The organism is Solidesulfovibrio fructosivorans JJ], from assembly GCF_000179555.1.
Taxonomy (GTDB): domain Bacteria; phylum Desulfobacterota; class Desulfovibrionia; order Desulfovibrionales; family Desulfovibrionaceae; genus Solidesulfovibrio; species Solidesulfovibrio fructosivorans.
On sequence record NZ_AECZ01000035.1, the window covers coordinates 1 to 23,006 of the forward strand.

Annotated in this window: 7 protein-coding genes and 1 pseudogene; 5 read left to right on the plus strand and 3 right to left on the minus strand. The window is 54.0% G+C overall.

Going from position 1 to position 23,006, the window contains the following annotated elements; all coding sequences use genetic code 11:
• Positions 1-931, plus strand: a 931-nt coding sequence (locus tag DESFRDRAFT_RS17450; protein WP_005996157.1) for an IS256 family transposase, incomplete at its 5' end; no start/stop codon positions are given.
• Between the two features lie 734 nt (positions 932-1,665).
• On the opposite strand, the gene DESFRDRAFT_RS17460 is transcribed toward DESFRDRAFT_RS17450, so the two are convergent.
• Positions 1,666-8,013, minus strand: a complete 6,348-nt coding sequence (locus DESFRDRAFT_RS17460; RefSeq protein ID WP_005996161.1) for an RHS repeat-associated core domain-containing protein — start codon at positions 8,011-8,013, stop codon at positions 1,666-1,668.
• A 442-nt stretch (positions 8,014-8,455) separates the two neighbouring features.
• Between DESFRDRAFT_RS17460 and DESFRDRAFT_RS17465 the strand changes: the two genes are divergently transcribed.
• Both DESFRDRAFT_RS17465 and DESFRDRAFT_RS17470 read left to right on the plus strand, forming a co-directional pair.
• Positions 8,456-9,664: an IS256 family transposase gene (locus DESFRDRAFT_RS17465; RefSeq protein WP_005996163.1), complete on the plus strand. Its 1,209-nt coding sequence runs from the start codon at positions 8,456-8,458 to the stop codon at positions 9,662-9,664.
• Positions 9,665-9,930: 266 nt separating this feature from the next.
• Positions 9,931-11,661 (plus strand): GspE/PulE family protein, encoded by a 1,731-nt coding sequence (locus DESFRDRAFT_RS17470; RefSeq protein WP_005996164.1) that lies wholly within the window; start codon positions 9,931-9,933, stop codon positions 11,659-11,661.
• Positions 11,662-11,679: 18 nt separating this feature from the next.
• Here DESFRDRAFT_RS17470 and DESFRDRAFT_RS17475 read toward each other — a convergent pair whose 3' ends face one another.
• On the minus strand, positions 11,680-12,897 hold the full coding sequence (locus DESFRDRAFT_RS17475; protein WP_005996165.1) for an IS256 family transposase: 1,218 nt from the start codon (positions 12,895-12,897) through the stop codon (positions 11,680-11,682).
• A gap of 59 nt (positions 12,898-12,956) precedes the next feature.
• Here DESFRDRAFT_RS17475 and DESFRDRAFT_RS17480 point away from each other — a divergent pair.
• Positions 12,957-13,202 (plus strand): annotated as a pseudogene (locus DESFRDRAFT_RS17480) (transposase); the annotation flags it as partial.
• Between the two features lie 379 nt (positions 13,203-13,581).
• Here the strand turns inward: DESFRDRAFT_RS17480 and DESFRDRAFT_RS21535 are convergent.
• Positions 13,582-19,668 carry an RHS repeat-associated core domain-containing protein gene (locus DESFRDRAFT_RS21535; RefSeq protein WP_081458510.1) on the minus strand — a complete coding sequence of 2,029 codons (6,087 nt, stop codon included), beginning with the start codon at positions 19,666-19,668 and terminating at the stop codon, positions 13,582-13,584.
• 1,179 nt (positions 19,669-20,847) lie between these two features.
• Between DESFRDRAFT_RS21535 and gspD the strand changes: the two genes are divergently transcribed.
• A complete protein-coding gene (gspD, locus tag DESFRDRAFT_RS17500) occupies positions 20,848-22,935 on the plus strand; it encodes a type II secretion system secretin GspD (protein WP_005996171.1) in 2,088 nt (695 codons plus the stop codon).
• The last annotated feature ends 71 nt before the right edge of the window (positions 22,936-23,006 follow it).

Below are 23,006 nucleotides of genomic sequence, written 5' to 3' on the forward strand. Positions count from 1 at the left end.
GAAGCGCCAGAAGGACATCGGCGGCTTCGAAGAGCTCATCCTTTCCATGTATGCCAAGGGGATGAGCACCCGCGATATCCAGCACCACGTCAAGGAAATCTACAACCACGATATCTCGCCCGAGACGGTCAGCCGCATCACCGATGCCGTCATCGACAAGGCCAAGGAATGGCAGAACCGACCGTTGGAGCCGGTTTACGCCATCGTGTTCATGGACGCGCTGTTCCTCAAGCTCCGCATGGATGGTCGGGTCAAGAACGTTGCGGCCTATCTGATGGTCGGCATCGACCTGGAGGGACGCAAGGAGTGCCTCGGGATTTGGCTTGGCCAAAGCGAATCCGCCAAGTACTGGCTCGGCGTGCTCAATGAGTTCAAGAACCGGGGCGTGAACGACGTGCTGATTTTCGCCGTGGATGGGCTGACCGGCTTCTCTGAAGCCATCAGAGCCGTGTATCCCCAGGCTGAAATCCAGCGTTGCCTGGTTCACCAGGTCAGGAACTCACTGGCGCAGATGGCCTGGAAGGACCGCAAGGAGGTTGCCAGCTCCCTGCGCTCGATCTACACCGCTCCAACAGAGGAAGCCGGCCTCATGGCACTGGCCGAATTCGAGGAGACCTGGGGCCGGAAGTACCCCCATGTCGTGCTGTCCTGGAAACGGCACTGGCCGGAGCTGGCGACGTTTTACAACTATCCCGAGGCAGTACGACGGTTAATTTACACCACCAACCCCATTGAGAGCCTCAACAGCCGGGTCAGAAAAACCGTGAAGGGGAAAAGCGTCTTCCCGACGGAGATAGCCCTGTTCAAGGCCCTGTATCTGGCGGTGGCCGAAGCCGAGAAGCGCTGGACGATGCGGACGAGGAACTGGCAGGAGATCATGGCCCAGCTGTCGATCTTCTTCCAGGAAAGGCTCAAAGACTATCTCTGCTAAACCATCAACCGGGGTGGTTTACACAGTTTTTGGGACACTCCCTTCTGGGTTGGCCCATCCACTTTTTAACGACACTTACCGGCATCAAAACTATCAATTCAAAGAGAGAACTAAATGCTCTGAACATTTCAGCCTTGCCTCCAGTGATTCTAATACCACACAACAAGTCAATTGTCACGCGATACTATTTTTTTAATTAAGCAAAATATAAAATACAAAATTACTACAAACACAATAAATAAAAAACACAGTCTCATATATTCAAAAACAATGTTGTCAAACGACTTCACTGAAAAAATTAGTTCAAATATGACTCCAATTACGATGAACACTAGATAGTCAATAGCTGAGCTATATTTTTTTAAATAGGCTGTCAACTTCTTAAATAACAAGCTCCGGGGAAAAAATGTGTCAAGCAGTATGCTTAAAATATAAACTATGAACACAAGAAGAAACATGAAAGCCAATACGCTTATTCGCATATCACTTTCATTGTATATCCTTTTGACCAACAATGCCAACACAATTGCCGAGCATAAAATCGCCACAAACTTTCGCATAGATCGTTTCACTAGTAGATGGGATAGATGTTTATTTTTAGCAGCTGCTTTGCAAACTGCAGAATATCCCGGCACCTAAGTTCCTTTCGACAACGAGAGCTAGAAACGTTAATCAATCGAACTCTAAAATATAAACGCAATTGAGACTCAAGGGCACACTTCTTCAATATGCTATCAAGGGCAGGGAGCTTTACCAGATCCACCCGAACCGCTACCAGATCCACCCGAACCGCTACCAGATCCACCCGAACCGCTACCAGATCCACCCGAACCGCTACCAGATCCACCCGAACCGCTACCAGATCCACCCGAGCCATTTATTGACCCATCAGCGTCTTTTGGATTTATAATTGCATCAGCAATAATTCCTATAGCAGTACCAAACTTGCTTCCCAAAGCGAACCCTTCACCAGCATCTCCTCCAACCATCGCTCCGGCAAAGAAATCCCCAGCCGCTAACCCTAACGGACCAACTATCCCTGCACCGGCTAGTCCTCCTGCAACAGCGCCAACAGCCCCCCCTATTAATGCACTTGTAGCAGCAGATGTAATAATAGCACTCGCATTGCCACCTGTAATGATAGCAGAAGCTGCACCTGTTATTGCACCAGCAAGTGAACCACCTATCGCACCAGCCACAGCGCCTCCGACGATAGATGCAAATTTTCCTATTGGGTCTACCCTGTTTATCGGATCCCCAACCACATACCCATACAGATCCGTATCCCCGCCCTCGAACAGGATCGGGTCCTTCGCCGTCCACCGTCCCACGTCGGCGTCATAATCCCGGAAGCCAAACCGCGTCAGCCCGGTGTCCGTGTCAAAGAGCCCGCCCGCGAAGCCAAAGGGCACCGCAAGGGCGGCATTGCTGTCGGTGATGACGTTGCCGAAGCTGTCGTAGGCGACGGTCTTGACCGCGCTCCCTGAGCCGTCCGTCACCGCCCGCAAGGACCCGACCTGGTCGTAGACCAGGAAGTAACGCGTGCTGCCAACCGTCATGGCCACGGGCAGGCGAGCGTCGGCGTACTCGAAACGCTGTTTCAAGGAACCGGAGCCGTCGTAGACGGCCAGCAGCCGGGTACGGCCCTGCCACAGGTATTTCTCAACGATGGCCCCGCCCACCTTCTTGGCGATGCGCCGGCCAAGCGGGTCGTGGACGTACTCTACCACCGTCCCGTCAGGCAGGTCCACCCGCAGCAGTTCCCCACGGCTCGAATACGTGTACCCGGTCGTCTGGCTCCCCACGGTCTTCCCCGTCAGGAATCCGTCCTTGTCGTAGGTGAAGCTCGCGTCTCCGGCCGATGTCAGATGGTCTTCGTCGTCGTAGGCGTAGGTCCGGTTGGTCAGGCCGCGCAGCGTGTTGGTCTCGGACGTGCGACCGGTCCCCGGGCCGGCGTAGGCGTAGCGCTCCACCACCGTGCCGTCGCGCGTCACCTGGGTCAGCCGGCCGACGTTGTCGTAGGTGTAGGTAAAGTCGTGGCTCTCGCCGGCCACGGTTTCGGTGCGGGTGGCGATGTTGCCGGCCGCATCCCGGGTCAGGGCATACGTGGCCGCCGTCTGGCCGCCCACGGTCACCGTCCAGCCGTCCGGCTCGCCGTACTGGTTGAAGGTCCGGCTCTCGCTGAAACCGTTGCCGGCAACCGAAATCGGCAACCCGTTCTGACTGTCGCGGCCAATGGTGTAGCCGCCGGAACCAGTCAACAGGTTGTCATTGTCATAGGTGTAGGCGTTGGCCGAGCCGGCGTAGGTCAGGCTCTTGACCTTGAAATCGCTGTTGTAGGCATAGCTGATGGTCTGCGCCAAAGTGCCGGACTGGGCCACGGATGTGACGAGTGGCCCGTCGTGGCCATAGGTGATGCCCTCCGTGCCGAAGGAGAGGCTTTTCACCGTGGAGCCGCACGTCTCATAGGTGTAGTTGACCGTGCCTTCCGGCATGGCCACACTGGCAAGCTGAGCATCCTGGTAAGTACGCGTGATGGCCTTGCCCGAGGGAAAGCTGATTTTGGTCAGCCGACGGTCGCGATCGTAGCTGTAGACGTAGGAGCCAGAACGCGGCGTAACATAGGCCGAGTTGCGATTGACGGCATTGTATTCGAAATCGTGGGGCACGTTGGCCGGCGTGGTCAGCACGATCATATTGCCCATCTTGTCGTAAGTAAAACGCACCACCGAGTTGTCCGGCCGGAAAATGGCCGTGCGCCGCCCCAGATCGTCGTAAGCGAAGCTGGTGGTCAGGTTGCGCGGATCGGTGACCGAGGCCACGTTGCCGGCGGTATCGTACGTGGCGGTGACACTGCGCGTTCCGGCGGACTGGCCGCTGATACGGCCCCGAGCGTCGTAGCTAAGGTTCGTGGTGGCCAGGCCCGGCACGGCCACCGATGCGGTGAGCAGGGAGGTCGGGTCATAGGTGACCGTGGCCGTGCGGCCCGCTGGCGTGGTCAGGACACGGGTAGAGGTGGTCAGGTCGGTGCGGAGGGTGCTGGCTTTGCTGTTGACCGTCACCGTGCGCAGGATGGACTGCAACGTATTATCCGTGCCGGCAGTGTAGGCCACGGTGGATTCGGTGACCCGTTTGAGTCCGGACGGCGTGCTTTTCTCCTCCCTTTGCTCATACGGATAGAAGAAACGCGGATCGTCGGCGTACGTGAGCTTGAAGGTCCAACCGCAGGAGGTGGTCTTGGTCACGCGCTTTTCGTCAGGAGTTCTGGAGTATGCGGTCTCTCCGCCGCTTGGGTCGATAATGGTGGAAAAATACCCTGTGGAAAGATTCTGGTCCTCGTAGGTGGTGATGAGCCCTTCAGCGGTCGTTTCCTCATAGACCGTGTGATCGGGCTGGATAGACTTGGTGTAGGTCCACTTGCCGCCCAAAGGATCGGAGACGGTGCTCACGCGGCCGTTGGCGTCATAGGCGTGGACGAAGTGATTGCCGTTGGGATCGGTCTCGGTCAGGAGCAGCCCGCCGGCATCATAGTTGAACCCGTAGGCGCCGCCATCTTGATAGGCGGCCTGGGTGAGAAGTGCGCTGTCGTTCACGGACAGGGCCATGCGCTGGCCGTCCGGAGAGACGATGGCGGTAGCTGCGTCGCCGCTACGCTCGATGGTCAGGACGGCGCCGAAACGGTCCGTGACGGACGTCAGGTTTCCTTCCGCGTCATAGCCGAAGGAGTAGATGGTCTTGCCGGTTTCCTGGTCCTCGGTGCGCAGATGCTGGCCGGCGCTGGACATGACGTAGCGCTGGCCGTTATCATCGTTGATGACAAGTGAAGACGGCGCCAAGCGGCTGATGTTTGTATTTTGTTTGTATAAATTGTCTGTATAGAATAGATCTCCATTGGGCGCTACTGTTATGTGAAATGACTCTGCAGGAATGTCGAAGTTAAATCCAACATTTGCTGGGGTTCCAACTGTTATTTTCCCAGCTATTGTAGAAACTATGCCATCTGAGTTTATTCTTAAGATAGAACAATAAGCCCCTGGAGCGGTTGATACAACATAAAATCCGCCATCGTTGTCAATTTTTATATCAAAAAAACCAAAATTAATATAACTTGTTATGGAAGTGTTTGGCTGAATATGGTCAGACGACCTCTTTCCGCATCCGCCAAGGACTGTTACATTCCCAGTTTGTTCAATCCGATAAAGTCTCGATGAAGTTCCTACAAGAAGCCGGCCTTCCGCATCGATGTCCATGCCTCCGAAAGGCCCGAGAGCCAACGTATCGGCTCGGACGTCAGCCGGAGGACAAGAACTGGACGCCCCGGCCCCTGTGCCGGCAAACGTCGTGATGATGCCGTTCTGATCAACTTTTCGGATGCGGTTGTTATACTGATCAGCGATGTAGAGATTGCCTTGGGCGTCAACAGCCAAGCCATTTGGGTGATAAAGACTCGCGGCTGTGGCCGGGATGCCGTCGCCGTTGTAGTGCGTGGATCCGTTGCCGGCCACGACCCGTATCGTCCCGTCCGTATCAAGCCGAAATACCTTGGTGGCGCTCACCATGTACAAACTGCCGTTCGCAGCAAAGCGCATGACTTTTACGCTGCCGAGGCTCGCGGTCAGCGCCTCAATCGGTGTCGTTGTGACACTCTTGGTGCCGCCTCCGGCGATCAGGACAGGATTGCGGCCATCTAACTCCATGCGATATATTCTTTCCTTCGCGTCACCGACATAGAGCATTCCATCTGGGCTGATACCTATAGGTTTTTGATAATACCAATCAAGCGTGGGACCATTGGTGCCATTTGTCTGTTGAACAATAGCGAGTGGGCCTTTGCCGGCATTCTTGAGAATACTGCCGTCGCCTTTATACAGAATGCCTGGGTTTACAGGATTCATCCGATGATGGACGGAAAGTGTCCAACCCTGGGCAATATCACCACCCATGTCGAAATCTGAGCGGTTTAGCGTCACTGTCTGTTGCTTCCAAACAGTGTATTCCTGTCTGGTCCTGACCGCAGTGATGATGTCCCCGAGCCGAGCAAAGGCTGGAGTTGGGGTCTCGGCGGCTTTTGACGGGTCGGGCTTATAATACACCGCATCATAGGTGAAACCGATTTCCACCTGTGCTGTGGCAGCCTTGGAGTGCTCTCCCATCTGATCCAGACCGTCCCAGACGAATTCCACCGTCTTGTTCGGTTCGGGCGGCAAGACCTGCTCAAAGACTCTTCCGGCAATTGTGGCTCGAGCCGTCATGCTTTTGAGCGTGGCCGGCACCGTGGCTCCGCTGACAGGTACAGTAATGATGTGTTTATATCCAGGTACGCGGTCACTAGCGTAATGCACTGTCAGATCTGTACCGGGGACGGGAATGTCCTCGTGAAGAAACCGCATGCGATTGCTGACCGAGGAGCCGGATGAGGTTTTGCAGTCGTCGTCGTCCGATCCTCCGCCGCCATCGGGATTCTGCCCGGGATTGGGCGGCTCATCGCCCGCTGCCGGCCCATAAGGGAAATTGCAGTCCCATGGCGTGAAATGGCTCATGCTAAAGCGCCAATAGGTCTCCCCGGGCTTGTAGCGCGTGGAGTCGCTTAACCCTTCCACTTCATCGACGAAGGAACCGTCGCCGTTTAAATCATCGGGCTGCCCGTCGCCGTCCGCGTCCAAGGCATCCACGACCCCGTCGCCATTGGTGTCGAGTAGTTTGACCACGAGACCATTGTCGGAAGGTACCCATACGGCCTTGTCCCTATCGTAGTAACCGACCGGAACAATCGTCCCCACCTCGAAACCGAGAAAATTGTCCAGCCAACCAATGACCGGCTTGTCGAAACGCACCCGGCTCGCGCCGTCCACGACCATGTCCGCACACCAGGTGAAGGCCGAGGTCGGTGGAAGCTTGGCCGGCATGGACGCTGGCGTGGTGAATTCCGTGGTGCTGACATTGACCTCAGTCAATTCTCTTAACGTATTGCCAGAGGCGTCCACCTCGAAGGCCTTATTGTCACCCGTGAACACCAGGGTAGCGGAGCGCTTGCCAAAAGCGTCTGTCACCGGCGAGCTCTCATGCGTCATAACCGAGCCGGGATTACCGTTAAAGATGACGCTCGTTGTCTTGGCATCCGGCATCAGGAGCAAAGTGTCTTCGACCACGGCCGTATCGTTCCAGCGGACCGGAACCGTGCGCTGGGCCGGCAGGTAGCCGGCCAGGGAATAGACCACGGTCATGCTCCCAGTAGACTCGAGAGGCAGGTTGTAGCGGCCGTCGGCGTCGGTATGCGTGGAGCCGTATTCGGTCCGGCCGGCCACCGAGACCGTTACCCCGGGGAGTGGTGTGCCTGCGGCGCTAAGGACCCGCCCGGTCACCAGAGCAAAACGCTTGGCGTCATACGAGGCGAGCTTGGTGTTCCAGGGGATGAGATCCTGATATTGCGCCCCGAAGCTCCCCTCGGGTTGTGGCGCGACATCGGCGCGTAAGCGAATGGAAGCCTGTGCCGTGGCCTGGCCCACAGCGTTGGCCGCTGTCAGGGTGTACGTCGTCGGCTGTGCCGGTGTTACGGACAGAGAGCCAGAAGTGGGCACCTGGCCGATGCCGTTGTCGATGGTCACGGTGTCGGCGTTCTGGCTGGTCCAGGTCAAGGTGGCCGAATTGCCCACGGTTACCGCCGTGGGATCGACGGTCAGAGAGGCCGTGGGAGGCAGGGCCTGCTTCTTGATCCGAAATTCCACGGTCACAGCCGAGCCCTTTTGGCCGTGCCAATAAATCCAGAGATTGTTTTTTTTCTTGAGTGTCACCGGGACTTCAAAAACGGTTTTGTCGCCGTGCAGGTCGTTTTCGCCAAGCAATTTTTTGTCGTTTAGCCACAGGAAACCGCTTTTGAATTTCTTGCCGTTGTCCACCTTGGTGACGACGCAAGTCGCCTCCTGGGTTTCGTTCACGGAAAAGGCATCATGGGAAACGAGCACGGTGGGCCAGCCGACGGTGTAGGTCTTGTCGAAGACCACCGTGTCGGCCTGGGCCAGAGAAAATGTTCCTGGAACGAGCAGGAACAGGCCAAGAATAAGACCCAGAGCGCGGCGCGACATGATGCCTCCTCTCGGGAACGGGCTAGAAAATCTGTGCTCAACAAAAACAAGGAAACAAAACTTTGATATGAATAGGTGATAAATTTGCCCTTGTAAATAATTTCACGTTATACAGATATTAATTCCGTAGCATTTTAAGTTTTTAGAAATTATTTCAAATAAATATAGCCCGCAATATATACTGACTCCGCGTGGTTGCTCGGGTGCGACAAGGTATTTGGTTTCATGAGAGAGAGTCTCTTCCACCTATCTTACTGAAATAAAAATCAATACCGCTTGATTGCCCGGAATTCGGTAGAGTCCACGGAGGTGGTGTAAATTCTGGAGTCGTCCAGGCCGGGGGGGGGACCTCCAGCCTGGACGGGATGAGCGAGGTGGCCATCGGGCCGATTGGCTGTAAGGTGAAGTTGCGAAGCCGCACCTGCAACCAAAGGAGACCACGATGGCCGAGGACAGCATGGCATTAATCGAGCTGATGCAAAAGGCCGACGGCGGCGATTTTCTCCGCTCCCTGGCGGAAGCGGTCTTGCAGCTTCTCATGGAAGCCGATGTGGACGGTCTGATCGGAGCCTGCCGCCACGAACGAAGCGCCGAGCGGGTCAGCTATCGCAACGGCTATCGGGACCGCAGCCTTGATACCCGCGTCGGCTCCCTGCAACTGCGCATCCCCAAGCTGCGCCAGGGCAGCTACTTTCCGCCCTTCCTGGAGCCACGCAAGACCAGCGAGCGCGCCTTGGTGGCCGTCATCCAGGAGGCCTGGATCGGCGGCATATCGACGCGGCGCGTGGATGATCTTGTCCAAGCCATGGGCCTTTCCGGCATCTCCAAGTCCCAGGTGTCCAAACTGCGCAAGGACATCGATGAACGGGTCCATGCCTTTCTTTCTCGGCCGCTGACGGGAGAATGGCCCTATTTGTGGCTGGACGCGACCTACCTCAAGCAGCGTGAAGGCGGCCGGGTGGTCAGCGTTGCCGCCATAATCGCCGTGGCCGCGAACACGGAAGGCCGTCGGGAAATCGTGGGGCTGCACATCGGCCCCAGCGAAGCTGAGCCGTTCTGGTCTTTTTTCCTCAAAGGCCTTCTTCGTCGAGGCCTCGCCGGTGTGAAGCTGGTCGTCTCCGATGCCCATGAAGGTCTCAAGGCCGCCATCGCCAAGACGTTCGGAGCCACGTGGCAGCGTTGCCGGGTCCACTGGATGCGAAACGCTTTAGCTCGCGTCCCTAAATCGCAGCACGCCATGGTTTCCGCCGCCCTACGTCAGGCCTTTTTGCAGCCGGACGCGGCCAGCGCCAGCCAAACCTGGAGGCATGTCGCCGATCAGCTTCGCGGAAAATGGCCAAAGCTCGCCAGTTTCATGGATGAAACCGAGCACGACGTGCTGGCTTACATGACGTTCCCGACACAGCACCGGGTCAAGCTGCACAGCACCAATCCCCTGGAAAGGCTGAATAAAGAGGTGAAACGGCGGGCGGATGTGGTCGGCATCTTCCCCAACGAGCAGTCCATCATCCGGCTCATCGGGGCCATCTTGCTGGAGCAAAACGACGAGTGGCAGCTGCAAAGCCGCTACATGCAGGTTGAGGCCATGGCCGAACTCAACACCCAACCCAACGAGGCGCAGCCAGCCCAAATTCCACCTAGGGCAGCCTGACCGATTGCCACCTCAAGCACACTGGAATTTACACCACGTTGACGGACGTGACCGACTTCGAAGTTCAGATAGGAAGCTGTCTTCCCTGGATCCCATCTCCCAAAATGATTGTAATTGATGAGCCGGAGGCGTACAGTTTGTTGATTAATAATAGAACAAGCTCATATATTTCAAGGTATACGGAATGACGTTTTGGAATCATAAGCTCAAGGATTGTCCAGTACGCCGGAACTGGTACGAGAAGACGCCTTCTTGAGGATTCTGCCGTGATTTCCTTTAATTGCTGGCCCTGGCGAGCCAAAAACGTTTCGGGGCAGGATGAGCGCACTACGTGGGATGAAGCCGGCTTGCCTGTGCCGTACCTTGAGGATCTTCTGGTCGAGGAAAGTGGCAAGGACCGTCATGAAGTCCGTGGGATCCTAGAGTCGCTCAGTAAAGGGAAAAGCCGGGAGTCTCTTGGCCGATTGTTGGTGGAGCAAAAATATGTTAACGAGGATAATTTTCTCAATTTTTTCGCTCGCCTGTTCGGCTTTGAGATGCTTTCCTCCATCGAGGATGACAGGCTGGACTTCGGCCATGTCGAACCGTTTCCCATCGCCTATCTGAAAGCAAATCTGTCCGTGGTCCTGCGCGAGGAAGATGGAACCTTGCAGGCGGCTGTAGCCGATCCGTTCAACTTCAACGTTTTGGATGATTTTCGTCAGCTCCTAGGCTTGCCCCTGGCAAAGCCCAAACTGGCCCCGGCCCGGGTCATTCTTTCGGCGATCAACCGTTCGTATGGAAAAGCCGAGGGGCGACTCGACGCTGCCTTGTGGGACATGGACGAGAACGTGGGCCTTCAGTTTGAGGTCCCCGCCGAGGAAGGCATTGGCCGCGACCTTCTTGACGAGACCAGCAGTGCCCCCGTGATCAAACTCGTCAACCAGATTATTTTCAAGGCGATCAAAAATAACGCCAGTGATATTCACATCGAGCCCGGACAAGCCGACTTCAAGGTGCGGTATCGTCTCGATGGCGTGCTCCATCCCATAGACAATATCCCCAAGAACCTGCAGGCCCCAGTCCTGTCCCGCCTCAAGGTCATGGCCCGGCTCAATATCGCCGAAAAACGTCTTCCCCAGGATGGACGCATTGAGATTCGGCTGGGGGAGCAAGTAGTAGATATCCGCATCTCCATTTTCCCCACGGCCCTTGGCGAGCGGGCCGTATTGCGGCTCCTGGACAAGAACGCCAAAATTTTACGCTTGACGGAACTGGGGCTTTCCCCTGAATCCCTTGAGGATCTGCGTGCATCCGTGTCCCTGTCCCATGGCCTGATCCTGGTCACCGGCCCCACGGGCAGCGGCAAGACCACCTCCTTGTACGCTGCCCTCCAACACATCAATACGCCCAACAAAAATATCCTCACGATCGAGGACCCCGTAGAATATCAGATCGAAGGCATCGCCCAGATGCAGGTCAACCCCAAGATCGATCTGACGTTTTTCTCTGGGCTGCGGTCCATGGTCCGTCAGGACCCGGACGTCATTCTCGTGGGAGAAATCCGCGACCGCGAGACCGCCGGCATCGCTGTCCAGGCCGCGATGACCGGACACCTCGTGTTTTCCACCCTGCACACCAACGATGCAGCCACAGCCATCACTCGACTCGTGGATATGGGCATCGAGCCCTTTCTGTTGGCCTCCGCCTGCCGGGTGCTCGTCGCTCAGCGGTTAATCCGGGTGTTATGCCCGGCCTGCAAGCGGCCTGATGTCCTCTCGGACCAGGAAATAGCCAGCCTGAGGCTAGCCGACCGTCCTGCTCCACAGGTTTTTCGCGCCGTTGGCTGTGAACATTGCCTGGGCACCGGGTTTAAAGGACGAACTGCCATCTATGAAATGATCAAGATGACCGATGGTATTCAAGAGCTCATCATGGAGACCTCGGACACGCGGCGCATTCGGCAACTGGCCATGACCGAGGGCATGATCCCCGGGAGTGTCCCAAAAACTGTGTAAACGCCCCTGGTTGACGTTTCAGCAGAGATAGTCTTTGAGCCTCTCCTGGAAGAAGATCGAAAGCTGGGCCATGATCTCTGGCCAGTTCCTTGTCTTCATCGTCCACCGCTTCTCGGCTTCGGCCACCGCCAGATACAGGGCCTTGAACAGGGCGATCTCCGTCGGGAAGACGCTTTTCCCCCTCACGGTTTTTCTGACCCGGCTGTTGAGGCTCTCGATGGGGTTGGTGGTATAAATCAGCCGCCGCACCGCTTCGGGATAGTTGAAGAAAGTCGCCAGTTCCGGCCAGTGCCGTTTCCAGGACAGCACGACATGGGGGTACTTCCGCCCCCAGGTTTCCTCGAACTCGGCCAGGGCCATGAGACCGGCTTCCTCTGTTGGAGCGGTGTAGATCGAGCGCAGGGAGCTGGCAACCTCCTTGCGATCCTTCCAGGCCATCTGCGCCAGCGAATTTCTGACCTGGTGAACGAGGCAGCGCTGAATCTCAGCCTGGGGGTACACGGCTCTGATGGCTTCGGGAAAGCCAGTTAGGCCATCCACGGCAAAAATCAGCACGTCGTTTACACCCCGGTTTTTGAACTCATTGAGCACGTTGAGCCAATACTTGGCTGATTCACTCTGCCCAAGCCAAATGCCCAGACACTCCTTTTTTCCCTCCAGGTCGATACCGACCATGAGGTACGCAGCCACGTTTTTGACCCGGCCATCCACCCGGAGCTTAAGGAACAGCGCGTCCATGAACACGATAGCGTAAATCGGCTCCAGTGGCCGATTCTGCCATTCCTTGGCCTTGTCGATGACGGCGTCAGTAATGCGGCTGACCGTCTCGGGTGAGATGTCGTGGTTGTAGATTTCCTTGACGTGGTGCTGGATATCGCGGGTGCTCATCCCCTTGGCATACATGGAAAGAATGAGTTCCTCGAAGCCGCCAATGTCCTTATGGCGCTTCTTAACGATGGCTGGCGCAAACTCGGATTTTCGGTCCCGGGGCACATCGATGACGATGGGGCCGACCTTCGAGGCAAGCTCTTTCTGGCTGTAGCCGTTGCGTCGGTTACCAGGACCGCTGTCCGGAGTTTGGTAGCGGTCGTAACCGAGGAAGCCGGTCATCTCGGCTCCCATGGCCGTTTCGACCACGTCCTTGATCATCGAACGGAGAACGGAATTGAGGTCGTCCAGGCTGGTGATCTCTCCCTCGAGCACCTTCCTGGCCAGTTCGTCACGGTTGATCAGCACGGAAACCTCCTGGGGCTTTCGCCCCTTAGTGGAGGTTTACACAGATTTCGTTACAGGCCCTCATGAAGCGCTGGCTGACCTGGGTGAAGAAGTCAGATCTGTCCCCGATGCGCAACGTCGGGCGGCACCTGGACAACATCCTGACCTTTTGCCGGCATCGGATCACCAACGGCGTGGTGGAGGGGCTCAACAGCAAGATCATGGCCATCAAGCGGAGGGCCTGCGGCTACCGGAATCGAGAACTCTTCAAGACAGCCATTTACTTCTTCTGTGGCGGATTGGACCTCTATCCTAAACAGGTATGAGTGTCTGGTTACCCACGGAAACCCGGAAGGACAAAAAAAAGCCTAATTTTTATAAACGCATGTAGTAATAAATATTAATTGAACTATTGCTAGTGATTCCTGGAAATCGATTTGCCGCAATTTGAAAACATCTGCTAGGAATATATTCCAAAAATACTTCAAAATTGCGACGGCTGAGATTATTATTGTTATTATAAAAATAACGACCAAGGCAATTGACATATTTGGATAGAGGGCGTCAAATCTATCCCAAGGAGTTTTTATTTCGTTGTCAGCAGTAAAAAAATATTGTAAGGCATTACAGTAAATGTAAAAAGAAAACAACGCCGCATTAAACTTAGTTGAAATTTTCATATGATAAAATCCTTGTCATAGGTGTTTATTTATCAGGGCAAGAATTTCCCCCGCCATTCTTATCCTTGCCGGCATCATCACCATCCCCATCGCCACTGTTTGCTGGATCTTTTTGACCTGAGTTTGGATCCTTGTTGCTATCATCATCTAAATACTTTTGCAATTGTTCCTTTTCATATTGCTCTGGCCATTCATCAGTATCTCCTCCAGCTAGCTTGTCGCCAATCTTTTTCCCAATTTGTTTAAAAAGCTTCTTCACAAGATAGTTAAGTAATCGACCATCTGGATCCACTCCATTTACCGGATCATTGACAACATACCCATACAGATCCGTATCCCCACCCTCGAACAGGATCGGGTCTTTGGCCGTCCACCGTCCCACATCGGCGTCATAATCCCGGAAGCCAAACCGCGTCAGTCCCGTGTCCGTGTCAAAGAGCCCGCCCGCGAAGCCAAAGGGGACGGCAAGAGCCTCGTCGCTGTCGGCGATAACATTGCCGAAGCTGTCGTACTCGACGGTCTTGACCACGCTCCCCGAGGCGTCCGTCACCGCCCGTAGCGATCCGACCTGGTCGTAGACCAGGAAGTAGCGCGTGCTGCCAACCGTCATGGCCACGGGCAGGCGGGCGTCAGCGTACTCGAAACGTTGTTTCAAAGAACCGGAGCCGTTATAGACGGCCAGCAGCCGGGTACGGCCCTGCCACAGATACTTCTCGGTAACCGTGCCGTCCACCTTCTTGGCGATGCGCCGGCCGAGCGGGTCGTGGACGTACTCTACCACCGTCCCGTCAGGCAGGTCCACCCGCAGCAGTTCCCCACGGCTCGAATACGTGTACCCGGTCGTCTGGCTCCCCACGGTCTTCCCCGTCAGGAATCCGTCCTTGTCGTAGGTGAAGCTCGCGTCTCCGGCCGATGTCAGATGGTCTTCGTCGTCGTAGGCGTAGGTCCGGTTGGTCAGGCCGCGCAGCGTGTTGGTCTCGGACGTGCGACCGGTCCCCGGGCCGTCGAAGGTGTAGTTCTCCACCACGGCGCCGTCCTTGGTCACCTGGGTCAGGCGCCCCACGTTGTCGTAGGCGTAGGCATACTCGTGGCTCTCGCCGGCCACGGTTTCGGTGCGGGTGGCGATGTTGCCGGCCGCATCGCGGGTCAGGGCGTAATTGGCGACCTCCTGGCTGCTCACGGTCACCGTCCAGGCGTCCGGCTCGCCGTATTCGTTAAACGTCCGGCTCTCGGTCAGGCCGTTGCCGGAAACCGAGGTCGCAAGCCCGTTCTGGCTGTCGCGGGCAATGGTGTAGCCGCCGGAACCGGTGAGTAGGTTGTCGTTATCGTAGGTATAGGCATTGGCAGAGCCTGCGTAGGTCAGGCTCTTGGCCTTGAAATCGCTGTTGTAAGCATAGCTGATGGTCTGCGCCAAAGTGCCGGACTGGGCCACGGAGGTGACGAGTGGCCCGTCGTGGCCATAGGTGATGCCCTCCGTGCCGAACGAGAGGCTTTTCACCGTGGAGCCGCACGGCTCATACGTATAGTTGACCGTGCCTTCCGGCATGGTCACACTGGCAAGCTGGGCATCCTGGTAAGCACGCGTGATGGACTTGCCCGAGGGAAAGCTGATTTTGGTCAGCCGACGGTCGCGGTCATAGCTGTAAACGTAGGAGCCGGACAGCGGCGTGTCATAGGCCGAATTGCGATTGACGGCATTGTATTCGAAATCGTGGGGCACGTTGGCCGGCGTGGTCAGCACGGTCATGTTGCCCATCTTGTCGTACGTAAAGCGCACAACCGAATTGTCAGGCCGGTGGATGGCCGTACGCCGGCCAACGGCATCGTAGTCGAAGCTTGTGGTCAGGTTGCGCGGATCGGTGACCGAGGCCACGTTGCCGGCGGAATCATAAGTGGTCGTGATGCTACGCGTCCCGGCGGATTGACCGGTAATCCGACCACGACCGTCGTAGGTAAAATTCGTGGCGGCAAGGCCGGTCATGGCCACGGATTTGGTAAGCAAGGTGGCTGGATCATACGTGACAGTGGCCGTGCGGCCGACAGGCGTGGTCAGCGTGCGCGTGGCGGCGGTCAGGTCGGTGCGCAAGGTACTGGCCTTACTGTTGACCGTTACCGTGCGCAGGATGGACTGCAACGTGTCGTCCGTGTCGGCAGTATAGGCGACTGTGGATGTGGTGACACGGGAGAGCCCGGAGGGAGTACTTTTGGTCTCGCCCTTCTCATAAGGATAGAAAAAGCGGGGGTCGTCGGCATACGTAAGCTTGAAGGTCCAACCGCAGGAGGTCGTTTTTTTGATTTGCTTTTCGTCAGGGGAGCGGAAGTAACTGGTTTCACCGCCGTTGGGGTCGGTGATGGTGGAATAGTAGCCGGTAGCCAAATGCTGATCCTCGTAGGAGGTCACCAATCCTTCGGCCGTAGTTTCCTCATACAAGGTGTCGTCTGTCTGCAACGTTTTGCTGTAAGTCCACAGCCCCCCCAAAGGATCGCTGACTGTGGTCACCCGACCGTTTGCATCATACGCATGATTAAAATTATTGCCGTTTGGATCGGTCTCCGTAAGGAGCAAGCCGGCCGTGTCGTAAGTAAATCCGTACGAGCCGCCATCTTGATAGGCAACCTGAGTGAGGCGTTTGGATCCATCCACGGTCAAGGATGTGCGCTGGCCATCCGGAGAAACGATGGCCGTGGGCGTGCCCCCGCTTCCGCGCTGAATAGTCACGGCACTGCCAAATTGATCTGTGACGGAAATTAAATTCCCATCTGAATCATAGCCAAATTCGTAGATTGGTTTGCCGGTTTCCTGATCCTCCGTGCGCAGATGCCGCCCAGTCTCGGACATAACATAACGTTGCCCATTATCATCGTTGACTGTAAACGATCCAGGAATGATTCGGCTGACATTTGGATCATTTAAGTTGTCAGTGTAATAGATATCTCCATTTGGAGATGCCGCAATATACCAAGACGACGCAGGAATGTCGAAATTAAATCCTGCATTATCTGGCGTTTCATAAGTAACTCTACCTGCAACGGCATGCAGTATTCCGCACGAGTCTACTTTATATATAGAATTCTGACAACCACTAGTTGATGAAACAAGATATATATTCCCGTCTTTATCAATCTTCAAATCAGTCGAATGAAAAGTAGAATACTTATTCAAGGGCAGATTTGGCGTTGGCCAATAGGGACCACTTGTATTGCATCCGACAAGAGATTCCACAGTTCCAGAAGCATTAATTCGAAAAACCTTTCCAACCCAAGTCGTAACAACCAATCTATTTTCATTGTCGAAAGCCAAACTCCTAGGTGAAAAATTGAGATTCAAGGCTTGAGTACCCTCAGGAATGCAATTATATGACTCACCTTGGCCAGTTCCGGCAAATGTTGTTATTATTCCGTTTTTATCTATTTTTCGGATGCGATTGTTTCCTCGATCAGCAATATAAAGGTTGCCTTCTGAGTCGAGAGCAAGACCTGTTGGTAGATTGAGATTGGCAGTTACGGCTGGAATTCCGTCGCCGTTATAATTGGATGACCAGGTTCCAGCGACAATCCGTATCATCCCGTCGGTATCTAACTTGAGAATTCTAGGGCTGCTAATGATGTATAGGCTCCCATCTGGAGCGGGGAGAATTGGTCCAACAACAGTAATCGAGACATCCAGGGCTGACTGCGCAGTCGTACTTAACTGTTTTGTTCCACCGCCTGCGATTAATACTGGATTTGTCCCGTCAAGTTCTGATTGGAATACACGAGACTTCCGATCGACAACATAAAGTTTTCCCGCAGAGGATACTGCGATTGGGTGTGGTGTTGAATCGAGTTCCGGGCCTGAAGTGCCGTTGTTTAGCATAAAAACACGATGTACATTCTTTCCAGAATTTTGAATTGTTGTCCCATCGCCTTTATATAAAATATCCAGATCCTGTGGATTCATACGATGATGGATAGATAGTGTCCACCCGCTCGCAACGTCTCCCCCATAGTTAAAATCTGATCGATTTAGTTTAACTATACTACTTTTCCATTTTGTATTACTGCTTCGAGCTAGAAACGGGGTTGCCGTCTCTCCAATTTGCCCAAAGGCTTGTTGCGAACCGCTCTGTGGCAAATAATAATATGCGTCATATATATATCCAATTTCCACATATGCATATGAAGCATTTGACGGAAGTCCCAAATAGTCAAGTCCATCCCAGACAAATTCTAAGGTTTTGCTTGGTCCCGGCGCTATGATTTGGGAGAAAGATCGCCCGGCTACAAGCATTCTCGCGGTGACAGTTTTAAGCCCAGCAGGATAAGTGCCATCGGTCACTGGGAGAGTGACAACATGCTTATATCCGTCGACACGATCACTCGCGTAATGCAAAAATAATCCTGTCCCAGATACGGGGATATCTTCATGCAGAAATCGCATCCTATTACTAACGGATGAACCTGAAGATGTCTTGCAATCATCATCATCTGAATCACCATCACCACCAGGTTGTTGAGCAGGGTTTGGGCCGGAGTCACCAGAACCTGAAGCCGAAGGCCAGTTGAAATCCCAAGGCGTGAAATGCGAGACACTAACTCGCCAATACGTATCTCCTGGTTTGTAACGCGTGGGATCAGAGAGGCCATCAACTTCATTGTGAATAGAGCCGTCACCATCAAGATCGTCAGGTTCTCCGTCGCCATTAGCGTCCAGAGCATCAACAATTCCATCGCCATCAGTATCAAGTAACTTTACGACAACGCCGTTTTCAGAAGGTATCCATGCGGCTTTATCCAGATCATAATACCCAACTGGCACGACAGCTCCAACATCGAAGCCAATAAAGTTATTGAGCCATACAACTACTGGCTTCTCGAAGCGTACTCGCTGTGCGCCATCAACTAGAATGTCAGCGCACCAGGTGAAGGCCGAAGTCGGCGGCAGCTTGGCCGGCATGGACTGCGGCGTGGTAAACTCCGTGGCGCTGACCTTGATTTCAGTCAGCTCCCGCACGGTATTACCCGAGGCATCCACCTCGAAAGCCTTGTTGTCGCCGGTAAAGACCAGAGACACCGAACGCGTGCCGGAATCGTCCGTCACGGGTGTGCTCTCATGCGTCATGACGGAACCAGCGTTGCCGTTGAAGACGATGGCCGTCGCCTTGTCATCCGGGACAAGGAGTGCGGTATCCTCTACTGCGGCAATATCATTCCAGCGAACGGCGACGGTGCGCTGGGCCGGCAGGTAACCGGTCATGGAATATGCGACGGTCATGGTCCCGCTGGATTCCAAGGGCAGCGTATACGTCCCGTCCGTACCCGTCGCCGTGGTGCCGTATTCGGAATGATTGAGCACCGAGACTGTCACGCCGGCAAGTGGCGTGCCGGCAGCGGAGAGCACGCGACCCGTCACAAGGGAAAAGCGTTTGCTGTCGTAGGACGCGAGTTTCGTGTCCCAGGGGATGAGGTCCTGGTACTGCGCTCCGAAACTGCCTTCCGGCTGGGCCGCGACATCGGCTCGCAATTTGATGGTGGCCTGGGCTGTGGTTTCACCCACCGCGTTGGTGGCGGTCAGCGTGTAGGTTGTTGGTTGTGTCGGCGTGACTGTCGTACTGCCGTTGGCGTCGACTTGGCCGACACCGTTATCGATGGTGACGGTATCAGCATATTGGGTCGTCCAGGTCAACGTGGCGGAATTTCCAACGGTCACTATCGTGGGATCTACGGTGAGAGACGCGGTTGGAGGGAGGGCTTGCTTTTTAATACGAAATTCGACGCTAACGGATGCCCCCTTTTCACCATGCCAGTAAATCCAGATATTATTTTTTTTCTTAAGTGTTACCGGGATCTCGTAAACCCTTTTATCGCCTTTGAGATCATCGTTGCGCAGCAGAGGTTCGTCGTTAAACCAGAGGAAGCCGCTCTTGAACTTTTTGCCGTTGTCGACCTTGGTGACAACACACGTCGCCTCCTGCGCTTCGTCCACGGAAAAGGCATCGTGCGCAATGACAATGGTCGGCCAGCCGACCTTGTAGGTTTTGCTAAATACGATCGTATCGGCCAGAACTGGGGAGGAAAGCGCGGAAATGAACAAGAGTAGGCCAACAGCAAGACTCAACAAACGGCGCGACATGATGCCCCCTTCTGGAAAAAGGCCATGAATGAGCCACGCGGAACGGAATACTTGCGAAGCAAATTATATAATCGATAGATCGAAAACGATTACTTGTAAACAATTACGACATGAAACCTGTATTTTTTATTCTAAGTGGTTATTTTTTTGCGATATTATTGGCGGGCTGCAATGACACAGAATATGTTGAATACGCCTATTGCCTGTAGTATTCTTGATACTACCACGCGATATCGCGGCAAAAGCTATTTAATTTTATAAAATTTTACTACATTACATTGATTAAAAATTTTTATTTTCATCACAACACAAATAGTATGGACGATTATATTCAAACAAAGTATATCACCACGCCTAATTTTCTTTATATTTAACAAACATTAAGCAAAAAATTGAATGCAGATTGCCTTACCTAGCAAATACACACACACTTTTAACAAAATATACACCTTGCTTTACCAATTGTAAGAAATTTTAAAGATTATTACGGATGACTATAGCCATTACTTCCTCCTGACTTGAAAACAATAAAGACAAAGAATCCTTGGTGGTAATGATATATTGCGTAGAAATAATATCCTCATTTTTTATATAGCTTTTCAAAATCAAATCTACGACAAACAAGTCAAATAAACTGCCCGCAACTGATGGTTTAAAGTGTGTTATAAAATATAATCGTGGTTATGCACACCATTGCTTTAGTTGTTTACAAATTTTATTTAACTATCTTATATTCGAAACTAGTCTAATGTTTACTAAATTGTAATTTCTTACCCTTAAGGATATTTATGCGCTATACGCCATTTTATAGACAAATATTTTCCTGATGAAATAAATTACTACCACTAATTCTTGATGCCTGACATTCACGAGCGGCGCACTTTTTTTCCGCAATGTGTTTAGATATATGCACATGGTCAATACTTACCAGCAACCCACGCCTTTATATTGTAACGATTATTCACAATATAAAACAAAGATGAAGACAGCATCTCCTTCCAAGACGTTGCCCTTTTCGCAAGCAACATGCAGAAATCGCGATTATTTTCTAATCCTGACAACGTAGTTGCGGATCTTTGCCGTATGAAGTAATTATTTCCACATGCTATTTCGACAGACAATGCCGGCTCCAACGTGGCTAAAAAAAACCACCTCATTCATCGGCGAGGGACACCAGACATGCCCAGAGTGATGAGGCTCTTGTCGCTTGTCATGCTGGCGGTGGGCTCGATTGTCCTTGCATGTACCTCGACCTTAGCTGCCGGCTCTGACGCCAATAAAACCGCCAGTCAACATCCTTCTTCCGTCTCGGCCAAGTCCCCGCTCAGCGGGGACTTGACCATGGATTTCGAAGGAATGGACATCAGAAGCTTTGCCCGGTTCATCAGCGACCTCACCGGGAAAAACATCATAGTCGCCGACGACGTCAAGGGCGACATCACCTTGATTTCCCCTAAGAAACTCACTCCAAAGGAGGCTTACGAGGTTTTCCAGTCAATCCTGGAGGTCAACGGCGCCACCATCGTCCCGGGTAAAAACGCACTGAAGGTCGTCATGGCCAAACAAGGAAAGACCATGGGGCTGGAAACCCGTCCCGAAAGCGGCCAATCCGGCGATGAACATCGTCTTGTCACTCGGATCATCCCTCTGACCAATGCCGATGTCACCGACGTGGTCACGATCCTGACCCCCATGGTCTCGCCCAATGGACTTGTCTCGGGCTACGGCCCAAGTAACACCATCTTTTTGACCGACTACGGCGCCAACATCGAACGTCTGCTACAGATCATCAAAGGTCTCGACGTCGAACAGGCAAAACTGATGGTGTTTACACTCAAAAACGCCGGAGCCAAAAAGCTGGCCGAGCGCTTGAGTGAGTTCTGGAGTACACAATCCCAGAAAAAAGGCGGGGCCAAGCGGATACCTGGCGTCTTTGCCGACGAACGCACCAACACTCTAGTCGTTATGGCCGACCCGACCCAGATTCAGCAGGTTCGGGAACTTGTCCAACAACTTGATCAGCCCACCCTTAAGGCTAATGGCAATTACCGGGTCTATAACTTGAAAAACGCCGAGGCTGAGGAACTGGCCAAGGAGCTTGGGGAATTGGTGAACGCAACCAAGACCGGAGGGACTACCAAAAAGGAGCTGAACGCCGAAGGAGTTAGAATCATCGCCGACAAGGGCACCAATACTCTGGTGGTCATGGCCCCGTCTGAAGAATTCCCTTTGTTCGACGAGATCATCGCCCAGCTGGATCGTCCCAGGCGGGGTGTGTTCGTGGAAGCCCTCATCATGGAGGTGTCCACGGACAAAAGCGTGACCTTTGGCGTCAACTGGGTCGCGGGGGGGCGAGTGAACGCCGTCGGCGACAACAAAAAGGGTGGGCTTGTCTACGGCGGCTTCGAATCCAGCAGCACCTCGGTCGGCACCCAAAACAGCTTAACGTTACCTGGAGGCTTGTCTGTGGGGATGCTCACCTTCCCCGTAAAAATTGGCGATTTCGTTTACTCCAACATTCAGGCCCTCATCTCCGATGGCAAGAGCAACAACACGTTTAATATCCTCTCCACGCCCCAGTTAATGACCTTGGACAACGAGGAGGCATCCATCACCGTGGCCGAGAACCGGCCCTACTTGACCGCAACTGATTCAGGACAAAACAAGCAGGATCGCACCTATCAGCAGTTCGACTACAAGGACGTTGGCACCAAGCTCAAGATTACACCGCACATCGGGCAGTCCGACTCAATCCGACTCAAGATTCTTCAGGAAGTCAGCCGGGTGGATAAAGCCGAAACCCTGGATACCGGTTCCCTCCAGCCCACCACCCGCAAACGGGCCACCCAGACCACGGTGCAGGTGAAAGACGGCCAGACCATTGTCATCTCCGGGCTCATGGGGGTTAGCGACCAAGACTCTTTCTCCAATGTCCCGGGTATCAGCGACATCCCGGTCCTGGGCTGGCTGTTCAAGCACAAGAGCAAAACCAGGGAGAAGACCAACCTCTACGTGTTCATCACCCCTCGGATTGTTCAATCGCCGGCTCAAGCTGCAGCTATTCACCAGGAAAAGGCCTCTGCCTTGTCCCATGCCATAGAGGCATCCCAGGTGGAGGAGCCTAGGACCGAGGGTGTGCCCGTGAGGTCAGGAGCAATGCCGGCGAGCGAAATGTCAGGTAATGAAGGGGCTCACCCTGTGCTCAAGCCACTTATCCTCCTTGACCCGATGTTCCGGGATGATGCCAAGGTGTCGGGAAATCCATGACATCGAGCGCGCACCGGCAAGCGCCTCCGAAGTCCCCGTCGAAGGGCAAGGGGAACCAAAAACGACCGAAT